Source organism: Collinsella sp. AF36-3AT (assembly GCF_003475205.1).
GTDB classification, from domain to species: Bacteria; Actinomycetota; Coriobacteriia; order Coriobacteriales; family Coriobacteriaceae; genus Collinsella; species Collinsella aerofaciens_AF.
Genome location: NZ_QROZ01000004.1, coordinates 2,682 through 20,884, shown reverse-complemented (window position 1 = coordinate 20,884; position 18,203 = coordinate 2,682). Strand labels below are relative to the sequence as shown.

The window sequence follows — 18,203 nt, the reverse complement described above, 5'->3', positions numbered from 1 at the left end:
GGCTAGAACCTGCCCGGATGCTCGGCGCACAGTTCGTCGCGCATGGCGTATACGCGGCTCATGGCCTCGGACTCAAACCAAGCCAAGCGCTCCTTGCGCTTGAGCTCGGCCGGTGCATCGGAAAGCGAGACGGCCTTGCCGGCACGAATCCAGCACTTCTTGGGACGCATGAGCCTTTTGCCCGCGGGCGTGATGTCGGACCAGCCGCAGATGGCGAGCGGGTTGACGGGCGCCTTGCCCATCTGAGCGATGAGCGCAAAGCCGCCGTGGACCTCGGGCTTGATCTCGCGCGAGCGGATGCGCGTGCCCTCGGGGAAGATCAGGACGTCCTCGCCGCGCTGCAGCGCATGCTGGGCGGCGCGCAGGCACTTCATATCGGCAGTGCCGCGCTCCACGGGGATGCCGCCAACGCGGCTAAAGGCCCAGCGCACAATCTTGCTCTTGGCGAACTCGGACTTAAAGATGGGACGAATGCGACGGCCCCCAAAGAACAGCGCCGTCTCCACGGCCAAGAGCTCGGCCATCGAGGTGTGGTTGCAGATGACCACGCTGCCGCGGCCTTCCTGGCGCTCAAACAGCAGGTCAGCGTCCTCGACCTTCCAACGCCACATGAGCTTGGAGAAGGCCCACAGGATGCCCATGACCACGGCGACGATGCCGCGGATGAGCGCCGGGAACTCGGCATAGGGGGCGTTGTAGTAATCCTCGGGCGTCTGCTTTAACAGGCGCATGGGCTACCTCCTTTGGTTGATGAGGTCCTCGATAATGCGGACGACCTCATCGATGGTGTGGGCGGTGGAGTCGACGTGCACGGCGTCCTCGGCTGGCACGAGCGGCGCGACCTCGCGGCTGCTGTCGAGCTTGTCGCGCTGCTTAAGGGCGTCGAGGGTCTCGTCGACCTCGGCCTCGAGCTGCTCGGAGGTGAGCGGCTGGGCATCGTTTTGGTGACGCTGCAGCACGCGGCGGCGGGCACGCTCGCGCGGGTCGGCGGTCAGAAAGACCTTGACCTGTGCGTTGGGGAACACGACGGTGCCGATGTCGCGACCCTCGGCCACGATATCGCGATCCTCGGCGGCGCGGCGCTGATGGATGAGCATGGCGGCGCGCACGCCCGGGTAGGCCGAGACCTTGGACACGTTGGCGTCGACCTGCGGGGTGCGAATGGCAGCCGAAGCGTCCTGCCCGTCAATGGTCAGGCGCGTGTCCTCGCCGGTACCGTTGGTAAAGCGAATCTCGATTTGCTCGGCGAGGGCGTCGATAGCCGCCTCGTCGTCCAGATCGATGCCGCGGTCGAGCGCGGCGAAGGTGACGGCGCGATACATGGCGCCCGTGTCGAGCTTATTAAAGCCCAGCTGGCGGGCGATCTCCTTGGCGATGGTGGACTTGCCGGAACCGGCGGGGCCGTCGATGGCGACGATCATGCAATGCTTCCTTTCGATGGTTGACGTGCTGGTATGGTTCGCGGGTGCTGGGGCGCGGCGGGTTGCCTAGCCTGTGTAGCGCTCGCGGTAGGTGTTGCGCTTGGGTGCGGAGCCGTGGCTGCCGTGGTGACGCGTGCGGGTCGCGGCGTTGGTCGCCGCCGCGCCGGCGCGCTTGCCGACGGCCTGCTTGGGCGGGATGCCACCGGCCTTGAGGATCTGCACCTCGCGGTCGGTGAGCTCGCGCCACGAGCCCTTGGCCACGCCCTCGAGCTCAAGGCCGGCAAAGTTGCAGCGGTGCAGGCGGATCACCGGATGGTGAATCTTGCTCAGCATGCGCTTGACCTGGTTCTTGCGCCCCTCGCGGATGATGACCTCCACGGCGGTGGTGCCGGGCTTGATGCCTTGGGGAGCTACGGCCTCGGCCTCGCGCGCGTTGATGACGCGGCAGATCGCCGGCTGGCACAGGCCGTCGTCGAGCTCGATGCCACGGCGGAGTGGGTCTAGATCGCGGTCGGACAGCTGGCCGTCAACGAGTGCCTGGTAGGTCTTGTAGACGTGCTTGCTGGGGTGCAGCAGGTCCTGCGACAGGTCGCCGTCGGTGGTAAAGAGCAAAAGGCCCGTGGTGTCGCGGTCCAGGCGGCCCACCGGGAAAAGTCCCGGAAAGCGGTCGCGGGGGACCAGGTCGGCCACGCAAGGGCGCTCCTGCGGATCGCTCATGGTGGTGAGGTAGCCGGTCGGCTTGTAGAGCATCAGGTACACGGCGCCCTGGTTGAGCTTGACGGGCATGCCGTCGACCTCGATATGGTCGCGGTCGACGTCGACCTTGGTACCTAGTTCGGTCGCGACCTGGCCGTTGACGGTCACGCGGCCGGCGGTCATCAGGTCCTCCGAGCCGCGGCGGCTCGCCACGCCCGCACGCGCCAAAAAGCGCTGCAGGCGCATGGTGTGCGGATAGACGGGCTGGGTGTCGGTTGCGGGTATTGCGTTGCCCATGGCGCGCGTCTCCCCTACTTCGTTAGTCCTCGTCATGCAAATCCTCCGAGGTCTCGTCGACGACCAGGGTCTCCAAGTTCTCGACTGCCTCAACATCTTCAACATCGGTATCGAGCAGTTCGCGCTCTTCGTCCAGGTCCTCAGCCTGCTCTTCGAGCGTGGACTGAATACTGCGGCCGCTCAGGCGCTCGCGGATAAACTGACGCGACTGTTCGTCGGGGGCAAACTGCTCCAGGTCGGGCAGGTCGCGGGTGGAGCGCAGACCGAACTTTTCCAAGAAGGCGTTGGTCGTGCCGTAGATAATGGCTTGACCGCGCTGGGGGTCGCGGCCGAGCTCGCGCACCAGGCCCTTGTCGACGAGCGACGCGATGACGCCGTCGGAATTGACGCCGCGGATGCCCTTGACCGCCTCGCGCGTCACAGGCTGGTGGTATGCGATGACGGCCAGGGTTTCGAGCGCCGCTTGCGACAGCTTTTGCGTGTCCCAGCTCAACACATAGGCCTCGACTACGTCGTGGTAGGCGGGGTGCGTAAACAGGCGCCAGCCGCCGGCGACCTCGCGCAGCTGAAAGCCGCGGTTGGCCTCCTCGTACTCAACCTTGAGCTCGGCGAGCAGCGACGCGCATTCGCCGGGGGCGATATCCAGCGCACCTGCCAGCGCGGGCGCGCTCACCGGGTCGCTCGACACCAGTAGCAGCGCCTCGAGGGCGCCTTTGAGGCTGTTTGCCTCCAGCGTTGAAAGGGTTGACATGGTTGCGGCTCCTATTCGGTGAGCTCGGGGCCCTTGCCGGGCACGTATGCCTCGGCGCCCTCGACTCGGTTGATGCAGATGGTTCCGAAGATCTCGTCCTGGCTCAGCGTGAGCGAGCCGCGCTTGGCGAGCTCGAGCATGGCCAGGAAGGTGACGACGAGCTGCTCGGTGGTGGCGTCGCCGTCCAGCAGCTCACGGAAGGTGCAGGTTTGGTGTGCCATGGTAAAGCGATCGACCGAGGCCACGGTCAGGTCGAGCGGCACACGATGCGGCGCCACGTGCTCGGCTTCCAGCAAGAAGGTCTGTCGCTTGCCGTCAAGGTCGGCACAGATGACGGCCAGACCGCGTAGGGTGATGCCGGCCAGGTAGTCGGGCATGAGCCCCAGGAACTCGGGGTCGGGGCCGGCCACACGCGGGTGCATGCGGCTTTCGGCCTGCATGCGGGCACCGAGGGCCGCAGCCGCGCCTTTAAACTGCTTGTAGGCGATCAGGCGCTGGATCAGGACCTCGCGTAGGGCGTCCCCGTCGAGCGCGCTAAGTTCTTCGAGGTCATCGTCGATCTCGTCATCGTCATCGGCTTTGCGCGGGGCCTCTTGCGGCACCAACGAGGCGGCCTTGATGTCCAAAAGGGTTGCTGCGACCAGCAAAAAATCGCTCGCCACGTCCAGGTCCAGCGCTTCGATGCGCTCGGCCTCGGCAAGGTACTGCTCGGCCACCTCGCTGATGGAGATGGCGCCGATATCTACTTTTTGGCGGGTTACCAGCTGCAGCAGCAGGTCGAACGGTCCGCTGTAGACCTGCGTCGACACGCGATACGACATCTTCGACCTCCTTTGACGGCGCCTTCGCGGCGCGGTTTGGGTGCATGTTACGACCGTTTTGCACGGTCGACCTGTAAGTTTACCTTAGATGCCGGCGATTGCGAAGTTGAGCAGCTGCTCAGCGAGCGGATACACGGTAACGTCGAAATAGCGGCCGATCACGTCGATGCCGGTCCACATGGGCAGCAGATACAGAACCATGATGAGGATGGGCATGGCGTATTGCTGCAGGTGGTAGTAGTTGTTGAGCGCCTTGCCTTTGAGGAGCGGCACGATGATCGACGAGCCATCGAGCGGCGGGATCGGGATGAGGTTGAAGAATGCGAGTGACAGGTTAACCACGATAAACGTGGCGCCGAAGTTCATGATCTGCGACGCCAGGGCAAAGGACATGCTGGTGTAGAGGCTGCCGTACGTTGCGTGCATGAGGGCGGCCGCGAGGCACGCGAGTGCGATGTTCGACGCGGGGCCGGCCGCGCTCACCAGGACCTCGTCGCGCTTGGGGTGCTTGAGGTTGTTGAGGTAGACGGGCACGGGTTTGGCGAAGGCGAACACTGGGCCGCCGGCCGCGAGCATGAGCAGCGGCAGGATGATGGTGCCAAACGGGTCGATATGGTTAAGCGGGTTGAGCGACACGCGGCCGCGCGAACGGGCCGTCTTGTCGCCGAGCGCCCAGGCCGCGGCGGCGTGTGCGCTCTCGTGGATCACGATGCCCACGATGACGGCAACGGCGCTGGCGAGCAGGTTCATGAGGTAGCTGCTGGACATGGTGCTCCTCTAGCGGACGCGACGCGAGGCGCCCGTGAGCAGGTAGTCGGCTACAAACAGAATTACGGCCACGATGGCGTAATCCAGGCGGAACACGCCGCCAAAGGGCGATGTGATGACGCCGTAGCCGGCGATGGCGCTCGGCAGCGCGCGCGAAAGCTCAACGACAAAGCCCACGATCTGCAGCTTAGCGGTGAGGCCGCTAAAGCACAGCAGCACGGTCATCGCGCTCATAAAGATGCCGCAGATGCGACAGGCGATGGCGATGATGCTCATTGCCACGGCAGCGGCCTTACGAGAGTTCACGCGCGGTCTCCTCTTCGATCTGGGTGGAAAGCTCCAGCCATTCGTCCTCGAGCTTGGGTAGCTCTTGCTTAAGGCCGTTATATTCCCCCAGCGCGGCGTTGAACTTGTCCTGATCGGCATAAAGCTCTTCGCTTGCCATCAATTCCATAAGCTCGTCATAGCGGGCGCGCTTTTTGTCGAGCTCCGCCTCGATCTTTTTGAGCTGGTTGCGCACGCCCTTGAGCTTTTTGTTGAGCGCGGCGCGAGCCTGGGCCTCGGCGCGCTTTTGCTCCTTGGTCTTTTTGCCCTCGGCAGGCTTGGGGGCCGCGGCGGGGGTGTCGGGCTGGGCGGCGCTGGCTTTGGTGGACTTGGCCGCCGCAGGCGCGCTCTCCGTGGACGCCTCGGCGGCGGCGCGGGCTGCGAGGTCCTCGCGCTTGTAGAGGTAGTAGTCGTAGTCGCCGTCGTAGACCGTGACTTGTCCGTCGCGGATGTCGATGACGCGGTTGGCCACGGCGCGCACCAGGTGCTCGTCGTGGCTGATCAGCACGATGGTGCCGGGGAAGTTTTGCAGGGCGTTCTCGAGCATGTCCACCGAGTCGATGTCTAGGTGGTTGGTGGGCTCGTCCAGGCACAGGAGCGCCTCGGGGGCCACGAGCATCTTGGCCAGGGCCAGACGCGCTTTTTCGCCGCCGGAGAGGACGCGAACCTGCTTCTCGATGGAATCGTTGTCGCTAAACAGGAAGGCGCCCAGTAGGCTGCGCTGCTGCGGCACGGTCCACTTGGGCGTGACGGTGTCGATCTCTTGCAGGACGGTGTTGGACTCGGTCATGCCCTCGAGCGCGTGCTGGGCGTAATAGGCCACGCCCACGTTGGTGCCCAGGTCGCGGGTGCCGGTGGTGGGCGGCTCCAGGCCGGCGAGGATCTTCATGAGCGTGGACTTGCCGGCACCGTTGGGGCCGACGAGCGCCACATGCTCGCCGCGGTAGAGCTTGAGGTCGATATCGCTGTAGATGTGTTTGTTGCCGTAGGACTTGGAGACGCCCTCCAGGCCCACGACCATATCGCCGGAGCGCGGTGGGTCAGGGAACTTAAAGTCGATGTGCTTGTGGCCCTCGGGCAGGATGACGAGCTCCTTTTTGATCTGCTCGATCTTGCGGATGCGCTCCTGAGCCTGGGCAGCCTTGGTGGGCTTGTAGCGGAACTTGTCAACGAAGACCTGCATATGGGCGATGTCGCGCTCCTGGGCGGCGCGCTTGGCGCGCATCTGCTCCAGGTTGTCCTCGCGCTGCTTGAGGTAGCTGCTGTAATTGCCGGTGTAAGTGGTCACGCGACGGTTTTCGAGTGCGGCGACGTGGTCGACGCAGGCGTCCATGAAGGCGCGGTCGTGGCTGACGATGAGGACGGCGCCGTCGTAGTTGGCGATAAAGCCGCGCAGCCACTGGACGCTCTCGAGGTCCAGGTGGTTGGTGGGCTCGTCCAGAAGGAGCAGGTCGGGGTGACGCAGGAAGAGCTTGGCCAGCGCGATGCGCATCTGCCAGCCGCCCGAGAACTCGGAGCACGGGCGCTCAAAGTCGGTGACTTTAAAGCCCAAGCCGGACAGGATCTTGCGGGCGTTGCTTTCGAGCTCGTAGCCGCCCAGATGCTCAAAGCGGTCCTGGACCTGGCCGTACTCGTTGAGGAGGGCGTCGACGTCCTTGCCCTGCTCGGAGAGCTCGGTGATCTGGGCCTGCAGCTCGTTGGCACGCTCGCCCATGCGGCGGATTTCCTTGGCGGCGGCCATGACCTCGGCGAGGATGGTGGTGTCCTTTTGCTCCAGGTTGGTTTCCTGCTCTAGGTAGCCTACCTGGCAGTCCTTGGCGTACTGGACCTGGCCGGAGTCGGGACTGTCGATGCCCATGATGATCTTGAGCATGGTGGTTTTGCCGGCGCCGTTGGGGCCCACGAGCGCGAAGCGCTCGCCGGGGTTGATCTGGAAGGACGCGCCGCTAAAGAGGACGCGTGCGCCGAAGCTTTTTTCGATCTTGTCGACCAGGAGGATCATGGTGCCGCCTTTGACCTTGTGTGCCAATATGAAAAAAGGCCCCAACTTGCGTTGGAGCCTCATTCAATGCTCGGGTGGAGACGAGGGGGATCGAACCCCTGACCTCTTGACTGCCAGTCAAGCGCTCTCCCAGCTGAGCTACGCCCCCGTGCGAAGAAATACTATACGGGAACTCGGACGGCGATGCAAGGACAATTTTGAAAAAAACTTTCGCGAGTGCCGGCGCGCTCGGGACCGCGCCAACCCGCGGGGCGCCTGGCCCCCGCACGGCCCGTACGCCGGCCGACTTGGCGCGTGGAACACGACGCGCCCCGTTCAACAGGGTTTTCCGTGCGCCTCCAGTCCCATTATCGGGTCCGATTGCGAAGCGCCCCTCCCCAGCGCCCCAGAACCATGCCGGTTTACTACGATAAATCAGAAATGTCCGACCACACACGCCTTTTCGTGCAACCGGCGGACTACCTACCTGCGGTTTTGCAAACGGAGAACACACGGTGCTCGGGGGTCGCCGATTCGTCGTAGTAAACCGGCATGGTTTTGAAATGGCATCAGGTTGATTTCACGCAAAAGTGTGTTGGAGCCCTGAATTAAAGGCCTTAACTTATTTAGATCGCTTCTATTCTGCGACGCGCCTAGATTAGCTGTTGTTTAGCATCGGACTTGATCTTGCGTTGTGCGACTTGCTCGTGCATGGTAGTATTTCACGACGTGAAGCGAAGAAATTAGGTCTGAGTTGCCTTTGTTAGAATTGCATTCACCGTTCATAAGGGCTCTTGGCGCAACGGTTAGCGCAGGGGACTCATAATCCCTGGGTTCTGGGTTCGAATCCCGGAGGGCCCACCAGAATCGTTCGAGGCCGGGCATGCTGCCCGGCCTCTTTACATTACGGTGATACTAAATTTTTCCCTACATAGACGTGAAACACTTTTAATCATTCCTCTTTGCAATTTAGGATAGATTTTCGCCAAGCAGCCACTGGGCAAAGGCATATTATTGGCCTATCAAAATGAAAAAAGGCCCCAACTTGCGTTGGAGCCTCATTCAATGCTCGGGTGGAGACGAGGGGGATCGAACCCCTGACCTCTTGACTGCCAGTCAAGCGCTCTCCCAGCTGAGCTACGCCCCCGTGCGTAGAAGTACTATACGGGAACTCCCCCGCCGATGCAAGGACAATTTTGGACAATTTTGCGTCGCGTGGAACGGGTGTGGGGCCGAAAGGACGCACGATGCCCGATCCATCCTGTCGCTTCAAAAACAGACCGGTTTACTACGCTGATTCCTGGATTTCTGACCTGACGCTTACTTTCGCATAACGGGCAGGCGATCTACCTGCGGTTTTACGAGCGGCGAATTCGGTGTGCTCAGCCACACTCAATCCAACGTAGTAAACCGGCATGGTTTTAAAATGGCACTTAAATACTAACAGCATATAAAGTATTAAAATTGCTCACATTGAAATTATTACTTACTAATACCAAGCCAATTGCACAGAACGTTGGCCCGCAATCTGGTCTCAGCGCATCTCATCGCCTCGGTTTTTGGTTTGTAGCACAACTCCAATCGCTCACACACACTGTGAATGATGGCATCAAGCTGATCGTGATCATTGAGCATGTCATGGGTTACAAGAAATACGTCGTATCCCATGCTTTGCAATGCTGTCATTCGGGTGGCATCGTGGTCAAGCACAGCGCCCGATCCATGAATAACCTCACCTTGAAGTTCGATAATCACGGCCTTCATTGTTATTGGGTTTACGATGACGATATCGCCGTAACAGATTTTCTGACCTGCGATTTTCCGAGCTGAATTCGACAGCGGTGTTAGGTCGTTGACGAATATGTTTTTAAACTCCGCTCCGCCGGCACGCCTCGGATGACTCAGCAACATGATTCCAGCAACTTCTAGCGGGGATGCAGCAATACCCATTACCTGCTGTGCGGCTTCGCAGAATTGCTTTCCCCACATCTCGCCCTTAACCTTCGCCGCAAATCTATGTAATTCTTCTATTTCAATAAGAGGCTTTCTCATCCAAAGCGATGTGCCCTTTCCGTTAGTTTTATTTCCGAATCCGTCATCCCGCTGCCTCCTTTGATCATGCTCGCTGTCCTTCTGGTGCACCCGAGCATAGACTCGCTTCCATGGGGCCTCGTCTTGGTTTTCGTCTAGTTCAAACAGACTTTCTGTGGTGTACTGCTCTTCTTCTGATTTTGCCCGCTCAAGTGCCATGTCAACCGCGGGCGATGGTTTAAAAACCGAGAACCATCCGCAAAATTCGTACATAGCCAGAACCAGATCGCATGAAGAAACGCTTCGAGTCATGGTGAATAGCGTATTAAGAGGGTCTGTGACGCTAAAGCCCATGCCCGTGTCGATGGAAACCTTCTCCGTATAGGCGTTGTTCCATCGGATGGTCCGTCTTGTCTTGGAATGCAGGTTGCTTCGTGTTGATGCTGCTGTGATGACTGGCGTCTTGAGAACTTCGGTTACAAAAGGGGCATGGGATAGAGCTCGCCAGCCATCTTCGGAGCTAGGTAAGCGCGGGTAGAGGTCGCGCACCTGCGGTGGGCAGCGCCAATAGCGGAATGCAGTATTTGCGCAGACGATTTCGTCCATTTGCGCCTCCCCTGGTTTACGGCCTCGGGCCGTGCGGATTGCGGGTAAGGTCGATTATCTACTGGCACATCATGCGGGTAAGTACGGGAAGCTGACCAAACACTGACCAAAAGCTTGACGCAATCCGTTGAAAAGCCGCCATAGGCATGAACGCGCTGGTACAAGCTGTGAGCCAGTGGTCTCTGTCTCCACAATTGCACATAGATTACGCAGGGAATTCAATGAATGAACACAGACGCATTTTGCAAAACGCGCAATGACGACACCTAAGGTGAATTGCGTAACATATAACGCCTTAAGTGACTTCGCTTCGATTTTAGTGTCAAAAAGAAAAAGGCCAGAAGCTTAACACCTCTGACCTGCGCTTTTGATGGTGGGCGATACAAGATTCGAACTTGTGACCCCATCCGTGTGAAGGATATGCTCTACCCCTGAGCCAATCGCCCGTCGCCTTTCGACAAAAGAGATACTAACATAGCCGCGCGAGGTTTTCCAAGAACTTTTTGCCCCCGATTTTAAATTCGTGCGCGTCAGCCGCGCCATGGCAAACGCCGTAACCACTAAAATCGCAGCTCAACACTGCTTTACAGCTTGAACCACGACGTCTCGGGGTGGCAGCTTCGTCGATCAAGGCGATGCTGTCCAGATCATCGGGTAAAGTACGGGGTGCTTTCGGCACGATAGGGTCGGTTGCGTCTTCTGTACAGTTGTCAAAAGTCATGCTTTCAGGATAATTGCTGCAACAACTATCAGGGCATGTCGTTGCATTTAACGTTTTCATCACGCCGTCCTTCTGCTGACTGAATCCGTGCGTTTAACCCGGGCATTTCGACCATGCAACCTAAATTGATATTCTTGAGGCAATCAATCATCGCTGTCCAAGCGTCTAGATGTCAGGTCGAAAACCTTGACCTTGTCCCTTGCACCTATTGCGATGATTTGAACTACTTCGACGTGCCCGTCGCGGATGCGATAAATTACGCGAATGCCATCAGTACGAAACTTAAGTTCCCTACAACCTGCAAGAAGACCCGAAAGCGGCTTGCCAATTTCATCGGCCCGAAGTGCAAGGCGCGCAATACCTTTGTCCGCCATAGCGCGAACCGAGCCATCGAGTGACAGATGCTCTTTCTCGGCAGTCTTGTCGTAAAACTCAACCTTAAACCTAGCCACGCTCACTCGAACAGCTCCTCGTCGGAAATGGGATCGGTTGCCTCGGCTTCTAGCATGGCCTCGAACCTCTCACGTCCCGCGGTATCGGAGAACGGAATGCCCTTGCGATTCGAATCAGTGTCGCCCTGCGCGAGCCTTGCAGCGGCTATAGCGTGCAGGCGCTCCTCTCGGAGCTGTTCGAGTTCGACCGCCATCGCTTCGAACTCGTCGAAGCCAACGATAACAGTATCGATGCCATCGTTCCTGTCTGAGACAAATTGCGGTTCTCTTCGAGCGCGACGTCTCGCTTCGCCAAAATTTTTGCTTGCCTGCGTCGAAGTCAGCACCTGTTCGCGTCCGAAAACGAGTTTCTTGTCTATCACGGCAACCATAGCAACCTCCTTTAAAATCTGTCTCTAATACGTATTATAGTTTCATTTAAATACGTACGTAAAGGAAAGTTAAACAGCAATATTCTTACTATTGATTGTTTCGGATGAACAGGGTTTCGAATCGTACTCCAGAGCAACCGGTTGCCTGACAGGGTCTTCGATGGCGCAGTTTAGGGTCTTTGCGAGCGCTAATGCCGAAGAGAGCGAGGCACGGCGTAGGTCGAGTCGGATCTGCCCGTAGAGCTGTATAGCGCGAAGTAAACCCCCGATTGGGTGGCGAGCTATTTTTGCGTTAGACCGGCTGGGCTTTCCCGTGGCTATCAACGCATCCCCATCGCGGATGGCCTTTAGGCTCTCAACGTTGAGTACATCGGGAGGATCAGATAGCAGGATGATATTCGCAAACTCATCGTCCCGCACATGTTGCTTCATAGACACGCACCTCATCTTGCTCGATGCTTTTGCGGAATGCCGGGCGCATGTACTCTGGTGGGTTGGTGACGATATCAACCTTTCGCCCAAGTTCCCTCTCGAGCTCATGGGAGAGTTCGTAAAGCGTGCCGAACGTCATGGTGTTGCCGCAGACTAGGCGCAAGTCAATATCGCTATTGGGCGTTTGCTCGCCTCGGGCAAACGAACCAAATAAATAGGCTTCTCTGACGTCGTATTGAGCCAGCACGCGGGAGGCGACGGTGGATATGTCTGTAGGCGAAATCATGTGTTATTTGCCGTTCAACAGTAGAACGTCAGGGGGCCAGCGCCGAAACCGCCGATCCGGTTTTTTGCCGTTCTGCAAGTTCGAAGATAAATGGGGCGTTTGATCTAACGAACTCGGTCAAAAAATCCAGATCGTCAGTAGAAAAACCTTCGACATTGAACCAATTAACCGCAGGCAAGAAGCATTCTGCATGGTCAAAGCCAAAGTCAACCGGACGCTCGACGGGTACGCGAACGGTCCCGTCATCTCGTGTTTCTGAGTAGGCAAACTGAGCGCCGTCATCTAGCTGAACATAGCTCAAAAGCATTGCTGCCTCCTTAGTGTATACATCCAGGTATAAACAACCGCTTAGAAGCAACGCGATGCGAATAAAATTATTCCCATAAGACCTGAACTGCTGATTATTTGTATTAGCGAGACTCGAACCACCTCACACTTCAGTGTCCTTTTGACATGGAAAACTGTCGTTGTGCGTTGGTTGGGCTTTATGTCATGGATCGTGTCTAGATTCGAGCGCCTGCATGCTTAACAGCTTGCAGGCGCTCGAACAGCTCAAGAAGACCGGCGTCTATTACTTTCTTGGCAGCGTCAACTGTATGATCCGATTCGTGGTTCATGTTAGATAAATCCTGAGCAATTTTGCTTTTAGGTGGGTCGATCTTAAATTTTATACCTGGTTATCTTCTTCCATTCGGCTGGGAACCCCATGGCTTCAAGGAGGCGCTCCTCGCCGATGCTCTCATCCAATGACAAGTATCCGTTAACGCACTTGACGAGCTTAGCCTTGAATGCCTTGAACTCGTCGTCGCGCAGGAGGTATCGAAGGGTGATCACTGCCGAGAAGACGTCTACCTTGCCGCAAACGTAATCCGGCCCAATCTTTTCGATGCCGAGCTTGGCGTGCAAGGCCGTGTCAGGAATCTCAACGTGGCACCTGTGAGAGAAGAGGCGCTCGCCATGCGCGCAGACGTTCCTGTAGAGGGCGAGCACGCGGATAAACGAAGAGAGTTCCTTTGGATTTCCGACCCCGAATCTCTTGGCAATCTTGGCTTTCTCGGTGTCCCTAAGTGCCGTGAGCATTTTCGAAATCTGCCCGAAGGTCATGGCGTTCACAGCGACCCACAGTGGCACGTTCTTATATGCCCTGCGGTAGTAGGCGAGGTATTCATGGCTGGTATCCTTGTTGGCGATATAATCAAGCATGTTCAGTAGCTTCGGGAGAACACGCTTCGCGCCCTTAGATGTCGCGTAGCAGCGGGCGTCTAGATACTTACTCTGGGACTCGCCGTATGCAGCGCAGAACTCGTAGGCCAGCGCCGACCTGATCTTCGCCTCGACCTTGAGCAGTGCATCGAGCATTATCTCCCTGAGCTCTACGTCGAACTCGTAAAGCGCTAAAATGTCTCCAAAAGTGGCGCCTTCGCGGTATACCCGGGTGCTCGGGTCTCGGAAAAACGACTGGTAACCGTTCACGACCGGGAAATAGCCGATGTCCGCAAGGACCCTCCGGCAAACCTCTTCGTCCTCGATTCTGAGGCCGGAGCTTCTGAGCTTCTTCATCTGCTGCTGGTAGGTGAGGAATTCTTTGGGCATCGTCGCTCTTCCCGAAAAATAAAAGGGGAACCCGCAGGCTCCCCTCCGGTTCCAGGCATCGAAAGTTTCTGGACCCTAATCACTGTCATAATAGTATCTTCAAACTTGGGCCTCGTCAAACCCACGCTCTGAGTATCCACACTTATTGATGACCGCGCATATCCACAATTCCAAATTACCCTAGACAGCTAACATGTCATCAAGCCCAATCATGTCATCATGCCCAATCGCGCTACCGCGTATATCGCAAACAATAGTTACCATGAAAGTCTCCATTGCCCTTGGCTTTCGCGAACAAGCAGCAGGGCGTCAGCTCCGCTTTGCCACGTCGTCGGCGTCGAGTCCTTCAGCCTTCTTGGCGATATCAGCCAGACCCGGATTCATCTTTTCGCAAGCGCCGTCCACGATCTTCTTCAAGCTTTCAAAGAAAGAGAAGGCTTTGCGATCCTGTTTAAGTTCAGTCGTGGGCTCGAGGGAAATCGTCGTAGGTTCGTCGATTCCAGCGAAAAGGGCCGAGTACAACTTCCCTACGTTCAGCTTCGGGTCTTCGACATCAATGGAAAAGCCGTCAACACCCTCGATCGCGATCTTCCCATCCTTCAGCCCGACCTTATATGCCTTCTGAGCCATAGCGTTTGAGTCGTTTCCTGACAACGTCAGCGCCTCCTTCAACGGTCTTGGCCACAAGGTCGAGCACCTTGTAGTCGTCGCATTCGTATTCCAAAGCCCCACTCTTCACGTCAATTATTCCATTTTTGTCGCGTGCGAGAACGATGACGTTATCGACATCGAGGTTTACGACAAAGAGCGGGTTGTGCGTAATCATCAGCACCTGCCGGTTGGCGCTCATCCTCTTAAAGGCGCCAAGGACGTGCTCCTTAATCGCTACTTGCGAGATCTGATCCTCCGGCTGGTCGATAATATAGACCCCTGGTTTAGCGTCCTCCTCCGCCAAAAGGTCGAAGTACAGGGTCCCGTACAGGCCAGGCGACGGTTCGGCGTCGATGCCTATGGACTTGTTGGTGATTTTCCTTCTCTCGGTTACGCGGTCAACCACCGCATGAAGCTTGTTGCGAATCTGATCGTAGCACGTCGCCATGGAAGGTTTTTCACCTGTTACCGCTGCAGCTATTTCCTCCGTAGTCAGCTCAGTCTCGGACTGAATGCCATTCAGCAGAAGCGATAGCTTAGGCTTGTTAAACACCTCCCTAAAGACCTCATTGCAGTAGCTTATGTCGGTACTACCAGAAGTGAGTTCGGAGACAAATATGAATTTCCCCATAGGATTGGGAACCCTAATGTCAACAGGAACGGCATACTCGAGCTTCCTGTCGCAGCGCTTTGCGGCAAGCAACACTGCGTTGGCAATTTTCGCAGAGACCTCGTCAAGGGTCGCCGAATAATCATCGATAGTTTTTTGCTCGTCAGTCTTTCTCTTCGAAAGAACTCTGCGTTCCTCGCTCGCGGCGTCCTTGACTGCTTGGGTTTTCGCGTCATTGCGTTTGTAGACCAGCCTTTGCTTCTCGAGAAGTTTGAGAAGCCTATCCATCGCCTCCATTGCATCGGCATGGGCCTCGGCGGCTTCAAGCCCCATCTCTTTGAAAAGTTTCGAGTAATCTATTATTGCGTTGGCAAGATCGCTCCTGCAGGAGAGCAATTTAGAGCAGAGATCATCGATGTCCTTAAAAGAGATCGTCTTCGAAAATCGGGAGATGGTAAGCTTCTCAGACTTTGGCAGGTCCCGCAAAACCACCTCATGCTTATCAAGTCGACGGCGTGCATCGTTGAAGCGCGCTTTCGACTCTAGGGCGACAACGCACTCGTCAAAGAAGCGCTTGAGCGACTCTTTGATTGAGCTGACATCAACGTGGGATTGAAAATACTTACCGAAATAATCGTCTTGCCCCTGCCCCGAATGCAGCTCTTCGAGGGTTTTACGAACGCTGTCTTGGTCGTCAAACTTGAACTCAGCCGCATCTGGGAGAAGAGTATCGACGCTTATGCCCTCTTTCGCGCAATAGGCCTCGTATCCGTCGACCAACTTGGAATCGCCTACATGCCGGCAACCGGTTATGCGGTGAATCATCATCGACTTGCCTATGGAGTTGTCGCCGATAATCGCGTTGATTCCGGGCGAAAGCGGTATGTCAAAGCACTTGCCGTCAATTGAGAGTTCAAGCGAGTCGAGCTTCGAAGAGCTGGCGCTGAAGAACGAGCAGTCGCCGACCTTGATTCTCGAAGGATCGGTGACCGCCATGAGCAAGCCTTCGAAGGTCGGCAGGCATTTCAGGCTGGAGAACGAAATCTCACCGCCTTCTCTCCCTGGATAGGTCGCCCAATCATGGCAATCGCTCCCGACAACAAACGGAACGGCATCTTTGGGATAGGTCTCGATGAGCCTCTTGATGTCGAGTTCTCGCCGCTTGTTGCGAATTTCGACCGCGTCGACAAACTCGGTCAAAATTACTTCGCTGGCGTAATTCGCTCCGAGACTGCTCACGTCCCGCTTCGCTTCCTGGCCGGCCGATTTTTCGTGCCCGATGAGGACGGCGTTGAGGCCGATGTCCCTCAGGACCTTGGCGAAACCGTCTTCGGTGAAAGCGCCATTATTGAGATCGTCGTAGCGCGGTTTCCCGTTCTCATCACAGACGACATCGGCGATGCCGTCAATCAGATCGGGGTGCCGGTCGTCGAAGATGGCAACGATATGGACGACGGTCGGCTTCTTGCCATCGGCGCGAATGGACACGCTGAACTCAATACCAGGAAGCACTTTGTTTAGGCAGCCATCCCCCTCCCTCTCCTTCAAAGCGAAGTAAAGGTCTTTGTCAAAGCAATCGTGGTCAGTGATTGCGCACATGTTGATGCCATGAGCCTCCAAACCGCGAAGCAGCACGTTAACATGGTCTTTGTCGCAATCGGAAAGTTCCTTCTTGCCTTTGTCCTTTGTGACGACACTTGCAGCAGAATGGATATGGAGATCGATTTTGGTCGGCTTCGTGACTATGCGTTCCAATTGCACCTCCTATGCTGTCCGGGCGATTTGCCTATCGCCCAACATTGATATTACAAGGCCGATTGTCCATCTTGGACGATAGGCCGGTTATATGAACCTCTCATGCAAAACTCCTTCGTCCCTATGATAATCCCGTCCCTCGATGCGGATAAGATACTAATCGGCCTTTAGCCTCATTGTTGACAAGCTCGTTGATACCGGCCTCCGCCTTTGATGTCAACTTCATTCGACGGCTCCCTCAATGGTCTCCAAGCAAGTGCGAATGCCACCCATGCGGTTCCATGCGTCCCAGAATCTCACAGTACCTAAAAGTGCAAGTTAGCGCCGGTTCGGAAGAAAGGTTTTGGGGTGATCATATTTTGAAGAAAGGTACTCTGCTTCATTCACAGCGCGAAAACGCATATGGCTAGTACGTCAGATGTTGCATGCGCGAAAAGGGCAACGCTCCCTATCCGGAAGTGTTGCCCTCAAAGCTTCAACAGAGTTCTTGTATTGCAGCTAAGTGCGTTGCGCCGCCTCAGCAGCGATATGCGGCGGCTAGAAGCGTTGTTCCAAGCAAGAAAAACGTAAAGGAGGCTGCGATCCAGTTGCTGTCGCCGGTCTTGGGGAGTGTCACAGTGGCAGCCTAGGGCTTGGGGACTTTGGCGATCGTGGTCTTGGTTGCTGTCGTTGTTGTTTTGGTTGTCGTGGCCGCGGGTTTCAGCGAGGGATTTGCCGTGGGTCCTGCGGTGGGCTCTCCGGCAGCGGGGCTAGCATCGGTGGGTGACTTTTCCGCGCTATTGCCCGGTACCTCGCCACCGTCGGTCTCCCCCGCCGGCGGCGTGGCGACATCGGGCTCAACCACCACATGCGGTGCCACCGCACCGGAGGCATCCACCACGCTACCCGCACCAAAGACCCCACCAGCAGGCGCCACAAACCGCGCAGACACAAGCGACCCGCCCGTGCACGCAACCCCGCCGTCGGCACCGGTCGCATCGAGCCACGAGGCGTCGACGGAAAGACGACAGCCGGCCGCGCCATCGCCAAGGCCCGCATCTTGCAGATACACGCCGTAGACGCGCACGCCCGCTCCGGCCCCGGCGCCCGCAGCAACGACGCGCCCACCGCCGCACACGGCCATGTCGCTGGCGATCACGCCGGCGACCGCCTCGTCCGTAATATCGGCCCCGTCCGCCCGGGCGTCGACGGTGCATCCGTCTACCACAAGCGCCTGCGAAACGTGGATTCCGCACTGCGAGCCCGTCGCCGTCAGGGTCCCGGTGCCGCGAAGCGTCAGGTTGCCCCACACCTCCATACCGCACAGCGTGATGTCCGCATCGGGCGCATGCGACTCCGTCACGGAGTTTTGCCCGGCAAGCGTCAGCACCAGGTCGCCCTCGGCGCCGATGGCCTCGCCCTCGTAGCCGTTAAGCTCCAGGTGGTCGGCGTCGGTCCAGGACCAGCCAGGGCCCGAGGCGCCCGGCTCGCAGTACGTCGCGCCCGCGATGATGAGGCTCTCCGCGCCCGCGGCATAAGAAGGCCCGCCCAGCAAAACGCATAGGCAGGCCATGGCAACAATCGCAATGTAATGACGGCTGGTGTAGGACTCGGCAGCAAACATACCCGCTCCGATCTTCGCAGGAGCCAATAGAAT

Annotated in this window: 19 protein-coding genes and 4 tRNA genes; 1 reads left to right on the top strand and 22 read right to left on the bottom strand. The window is 57.7% G+C overall.

The annotated features are described in order from the left end of the window. Nucleotides 1-2 precede the first annotated feature (2 nt). From DW003_RS04940 to DW003_RS04900, 9 genes are all read right to left on the bottom strand, one after another. Nucleotides 3-731 carry a lysophospholipid acyltransferase family protein gene (locus DW003_RS04940; protein WP_118387888.1) on the bottom strand — a complete coding sequence of 243 codons (729 nt, stop codon included), beginning with the start codon at nt 729-731 and terminating at the stop codon, nt 3-5. A gap of 3 nt (nt 732-734) precedes the next feature. Then, nucleotides 735-1,421, bottom strand: coding sequence for a (d)CMP kinase (gene cmk, locus DW003_RS04935; RefSeq protein WP_006236034.1), 687 nt, complete (start codon nt 1,419-1,421; stop codon nt 735-737). Between the two features lie 66 nt (nt 1,422-1,487). Then, nucleotides 1,488-2,450: a pseudouridine synthase gene (locus DW003_RS04930; protein WP_187361897.1), complete on the bottom strand. Its 963-nt coding sequence runs from the start codon at nt 2,448-2,450 to the stop codon at nt 1,488-1,490. After that, the gene (gene scpB, locus DW003_RS04925; protein ID WP_118387884.1) at nt 2,437-3,165 is read right to left on the bottom strand and encodes an SMC-Scp complex subunit ScpB; all 729 of its coding nucleotides are present in this window, start codon (nt 3,163-3,165) and stop codon (nt 2,437-2,439) included. Before scpB ends, DW003_RS04930 begins: the two co-directional genes overlap by 14 nt. An 11-nt stretch (nt 3,166-3,176) precedes the next feature. Beyond that, nucleotides 3,177-3,986 (bottom strand): ScpA family protein, encoded by an 810-nt coding sequence (locus DW003_RS04920; RefSeq protein WP_117806921.1) that lies wholly within the window; start codon nt 3,984-3,986, stop codon nt 3,177-3,179. Between the two features lie 84 nt (nt 3,987-4,070). Then, complete coding sequence (locus tag DW003_RS04915) at nt 4,071-4,754, bottom strand: site-2 protease family protein (protein ID WP_118387882.1); 684 nt, start codon at nt 4,752-4,754, stop codon at nt 4,071-4,073. 9 nt (nt 4,755-4,763) lie between these two features. Next, entirely contained in the window at nt 4,764-5,060 is a 297-nt protein-coding gene (locus DW003_RS04910; RefSeq protein WP_118387880.1) for a hypothetical protein, read from the bottom strand. Further along, nucleotides 5,047-7,080 carry an ABC-F family ATP-binding cassette domain-containing protein gene (locus DW003_RS04905; protein ID WP_118387878.1) on the bottom strand — a complete coding sequence of 678 codons (2,034 nt, stop codon included), beginning with the start codon at nt 7,078-7,080 and terminating at the stop codon, nt 5,047-5,049. Before DW003_RS04905 ends, DW003_RS04910 begins: the two co-directional genes overlap by 14 nt. A gap of 75 nt (nt 7,081-7,155) precedes the next feature. Then, a tRNA-Ala gene (locus DW003_RS04900) sits at nt 7,156-7,228 on the bottom strand. A 619-nt stretch (nt 7,229-7,847) separates the two neighbouring features. Here DW003_RS04900 and DW003_RS04895 point away from each other — a divergent pair. After that, a tRNA-Ile gene (locus DW003_RS04895) sits at nt 7,848-7,923 on the top strand. Between the two features lie 210 nt (nt 7,924-8,133). Here the strand turns inward: DW003_RS04895 and DW003_RS04890 are convergent. The 13 genes from DW003_RS04890 to DW003_RS04830 all read right to left on the bottom strand — a co-directional run. Then, nucleotides 8,134-8,206, bottom strand: a tRNA-Ala gene (locus tag DW003_RS04890). A 335-nt stretch (nt 8,207-8,541) separates the two neighbouring features. Beyond that, on the bottom strand, nt 8,542-9,696 hold the full coding sequence (locus DW003_RS04885) for a hypothetical protein (protein WP_147352183.1): 1,155 nt from the start codon (nt 9,694-9,696) through the stop codon (nt 8,542-8,544). Between the two features lie 371 nt (nt 9,697-10,067). Next, a tRNA-Val gene (locus tag DW003_RS04880) sits at nt 10,068-10,142 on the bottom strand. Nucleotides 10,143-10,165: 23 nt separating this feature from the next. After that, a complete protein-coding gene (locus DW003_RS09870; protein ID WP_147352182.1) occupies nt 10,166-10,477 on the bottom strand; it encodes a hypothetical protein in 312 nt (103 codons plus the stop codon). An 83-nt stretch (nt 10,478-10,560) separates the two neighbouring features. Next, nucleotides 10,561-10,869 (bottom strand): type II toxin-antitoxin system RelE/ParE family toxin, encoded by a 309-nt coding sequence (locus DW003_RS04875; RefSeq protein ID WP_147352181.1) that lies wholly within the window; start codon nt 10,867-10,869, stop codon nt 10,561-10,563. 2 nt (nt 10,870-10,871) lie between these two features. After that, a complete protein-coding gene (locus DW003_RS04870; protein ID WP_117839792.1) occupies nt 10,872-11,240 on the bottom strand; it encodes a hypothetical protein in 369 nt (122 codons plus the stop codon). A 69-nt stretch (nt 11,241-11,309) separates the two neighbouring features. Next, on the bottom strand, nt 11,310-11,672 hold the full coding sequence (locus DW003_RS04865; protein ID WP_118387872.1) for a hypothetical protein: 363 nt from the start codon (nt 11,670-11,672) through the stop codon (nt 11,310-11,312). Further along, complete coding sequence (locus tag DW003_RS04860; protein ID WP_118387871.1) at nt 11,647-11,958, bottom strand: nucleotidyltransferase family protein; 312 nt, start codon at nt 11,956-11,958, stop codon at nt 11,647-11,649. Before DW003_RS04860 ends, DW003_RS04865 begins: the two co-directional genes overlap by 26 nt. A 28-nt stretch (nt 11,959-11,986) precedes the next feature. After that, nucleotides 11,987-12,265 carry a hypothetical protein gene (locus DW003_RS04855; RefSeq protein WP_117839789.1) on the bottom strand — a complete coding sequence of 93 codons (279 nt, stop codon included), beginning with the start codon at nt 12,263-12,265 and terminating at the stop codon, nt 11,987-11,989. Nucleotides 12,266-12,618: 353 nt separating this feature from the next. Continuing rightward, the gene (locus DW003_RS04850; RefSeq protein WP_118387869.1) at nt 12,619-13,551 is read right to left on the bottom strand and encodes an Abi family protein; all 933 of its coding nucleotides are present in this window, start codon (nt 13,549-13,551) and stop codon (nt 12,619-12,621) included. Between the two features lie 309 nt (nt 13,552-13,860). Continuing rightward, nucleotides 13,861-14,181, bottom strand: a complete 321-nt coding sequence (locus DW003_RS04845; protein ID WP_118387867.1) for a hypothetical protein — start codon at nt 14,179-14,181, stop codon at nt 13,861-13,863. Next, nucleotides 14,162-16,567: a PHP domain-containing protein gene (locus tag DW003_RS04840; RefSeq protein ID WP_118387865.1), complete on the bottom strand. Its 2,406-nt coding sequence runs from the start codon at nt 16,565-16,567 to the stop codon at nt 14,162-14,164. Before DW003_RS04840 ends, DW003_RS04845 begins: the two co-directional genes overlap by 20 nt. A 625-nt stretch (nt 16,568-17,192) precedes the next feature. Continuing rightward, the coding region (locus tag DW003_RS04830) for a hypothetical protein (RefSeq protein WP_222847413.1) at nt 17,193-18,203 on the bottom strand (1,011 nt) is incomplete at its 5' end.

Coding starts and splice junctions, on each gene's coding strand:
- DW003_RS04920 (WP_117806921.1), bottom strand. CDS start 3,986: ATGTCGTATCGCGTGTCGACGCAGGTCTACAGCGGACCGTTCGACCTG.
- cmk (WP_006236034.1), bottom strand. CDS start 1,421: ATGATCGTCGCCATCGACGGCCCCGCCGGTTCCGGCAAGTCCACCATC.
- DW003_RS04850 (WP_118387869.1), bottom strand. CDS start 13,551: ATGCCCAAAGAATTCCTCACCTACCAGCAGCAGATGAAGAAGCTCAGA.
- DW003_RS04870 (WP_117839792.1), bottom strand. CDS start 11,240: ATGGTTGCCGTGATAGACAAGAAACTCGTTTTCGGACGCGAACAGGTG.
- DW003_RS04940 (WP_118387888.1), bottom strand. CDS start 731: ATGCGCCTGTTAAAGCAGACGCCCGAGGATTACTACAACGCCCCCTAT.
- DW003_RS09870 (WP_147352182.1), bottom strand. CDS start 10,477: ATGAAAACGTTAAATGCAACGACATGCCCTGATAGTTGTTGCAGCAAT.
- DW003_RS04885 (WP_147352183.1), bottom strand. CDS start 9,696: ATGGACGAAATCGTCTGCGCAAATACTGCATTCCGCTATTGGCGCTGC.
- DW003_RS04930 (WP_187361897.1), bottom strand. CDS start 2,450: ATGACGAGGACTAACGAAGTAGGGGAGACGCGCGCCATGGGCAACGCA.
- DW003_RS04915 (WP_118387882.1), bottom strand. CDS start 4,754: ATGTCCAGCAGCTACCTCATGAACCTGCTCGCCAGCGCCGTTGCCGTC.
- DW003_RS04865 (WP_118387872.1), bottom strand. CDS start 11,672: ATGAAGCAACATGTGCGGGACGATGAGTTTGCGAATATCATCCTGCTA.
- DW003_RS04845 (WP_118387867.1), bottom strand. CDS start 14,181: ATGGCTCAGAAGGCATATAAGGTCGGGCTGAAGGATGGGAAGATCGCG.
- DW003_RS04855 (WP_117839789.1), bottom strand. CDS start 12,265: ATGCTTTTGAGCTATGTTCAGCTAGATGACGGCGCTCAGTTTGCCTAC.
- DW003_RS04860 (WP_118387871.1), bottom strand. CDS start 11,958: ATGATTTCGCCTACAGACATATCCACCGTCGCCTCCCGCGTGCTGGCT.
- scpB (WP_118387884.1), bottom strand. CDS start 3,165: ATGTCAACCCTTTCAACGCTGGAGGCAAACAGCCTCAAAGGCGCCCTC.
- DW003_RS04905 (WP_118387878.1), bottom strand. CDS start 7,080: ATGATCCTCCTGGTCGACAAGATCGAAAAAAGCTTCGGCGCACGCGTC.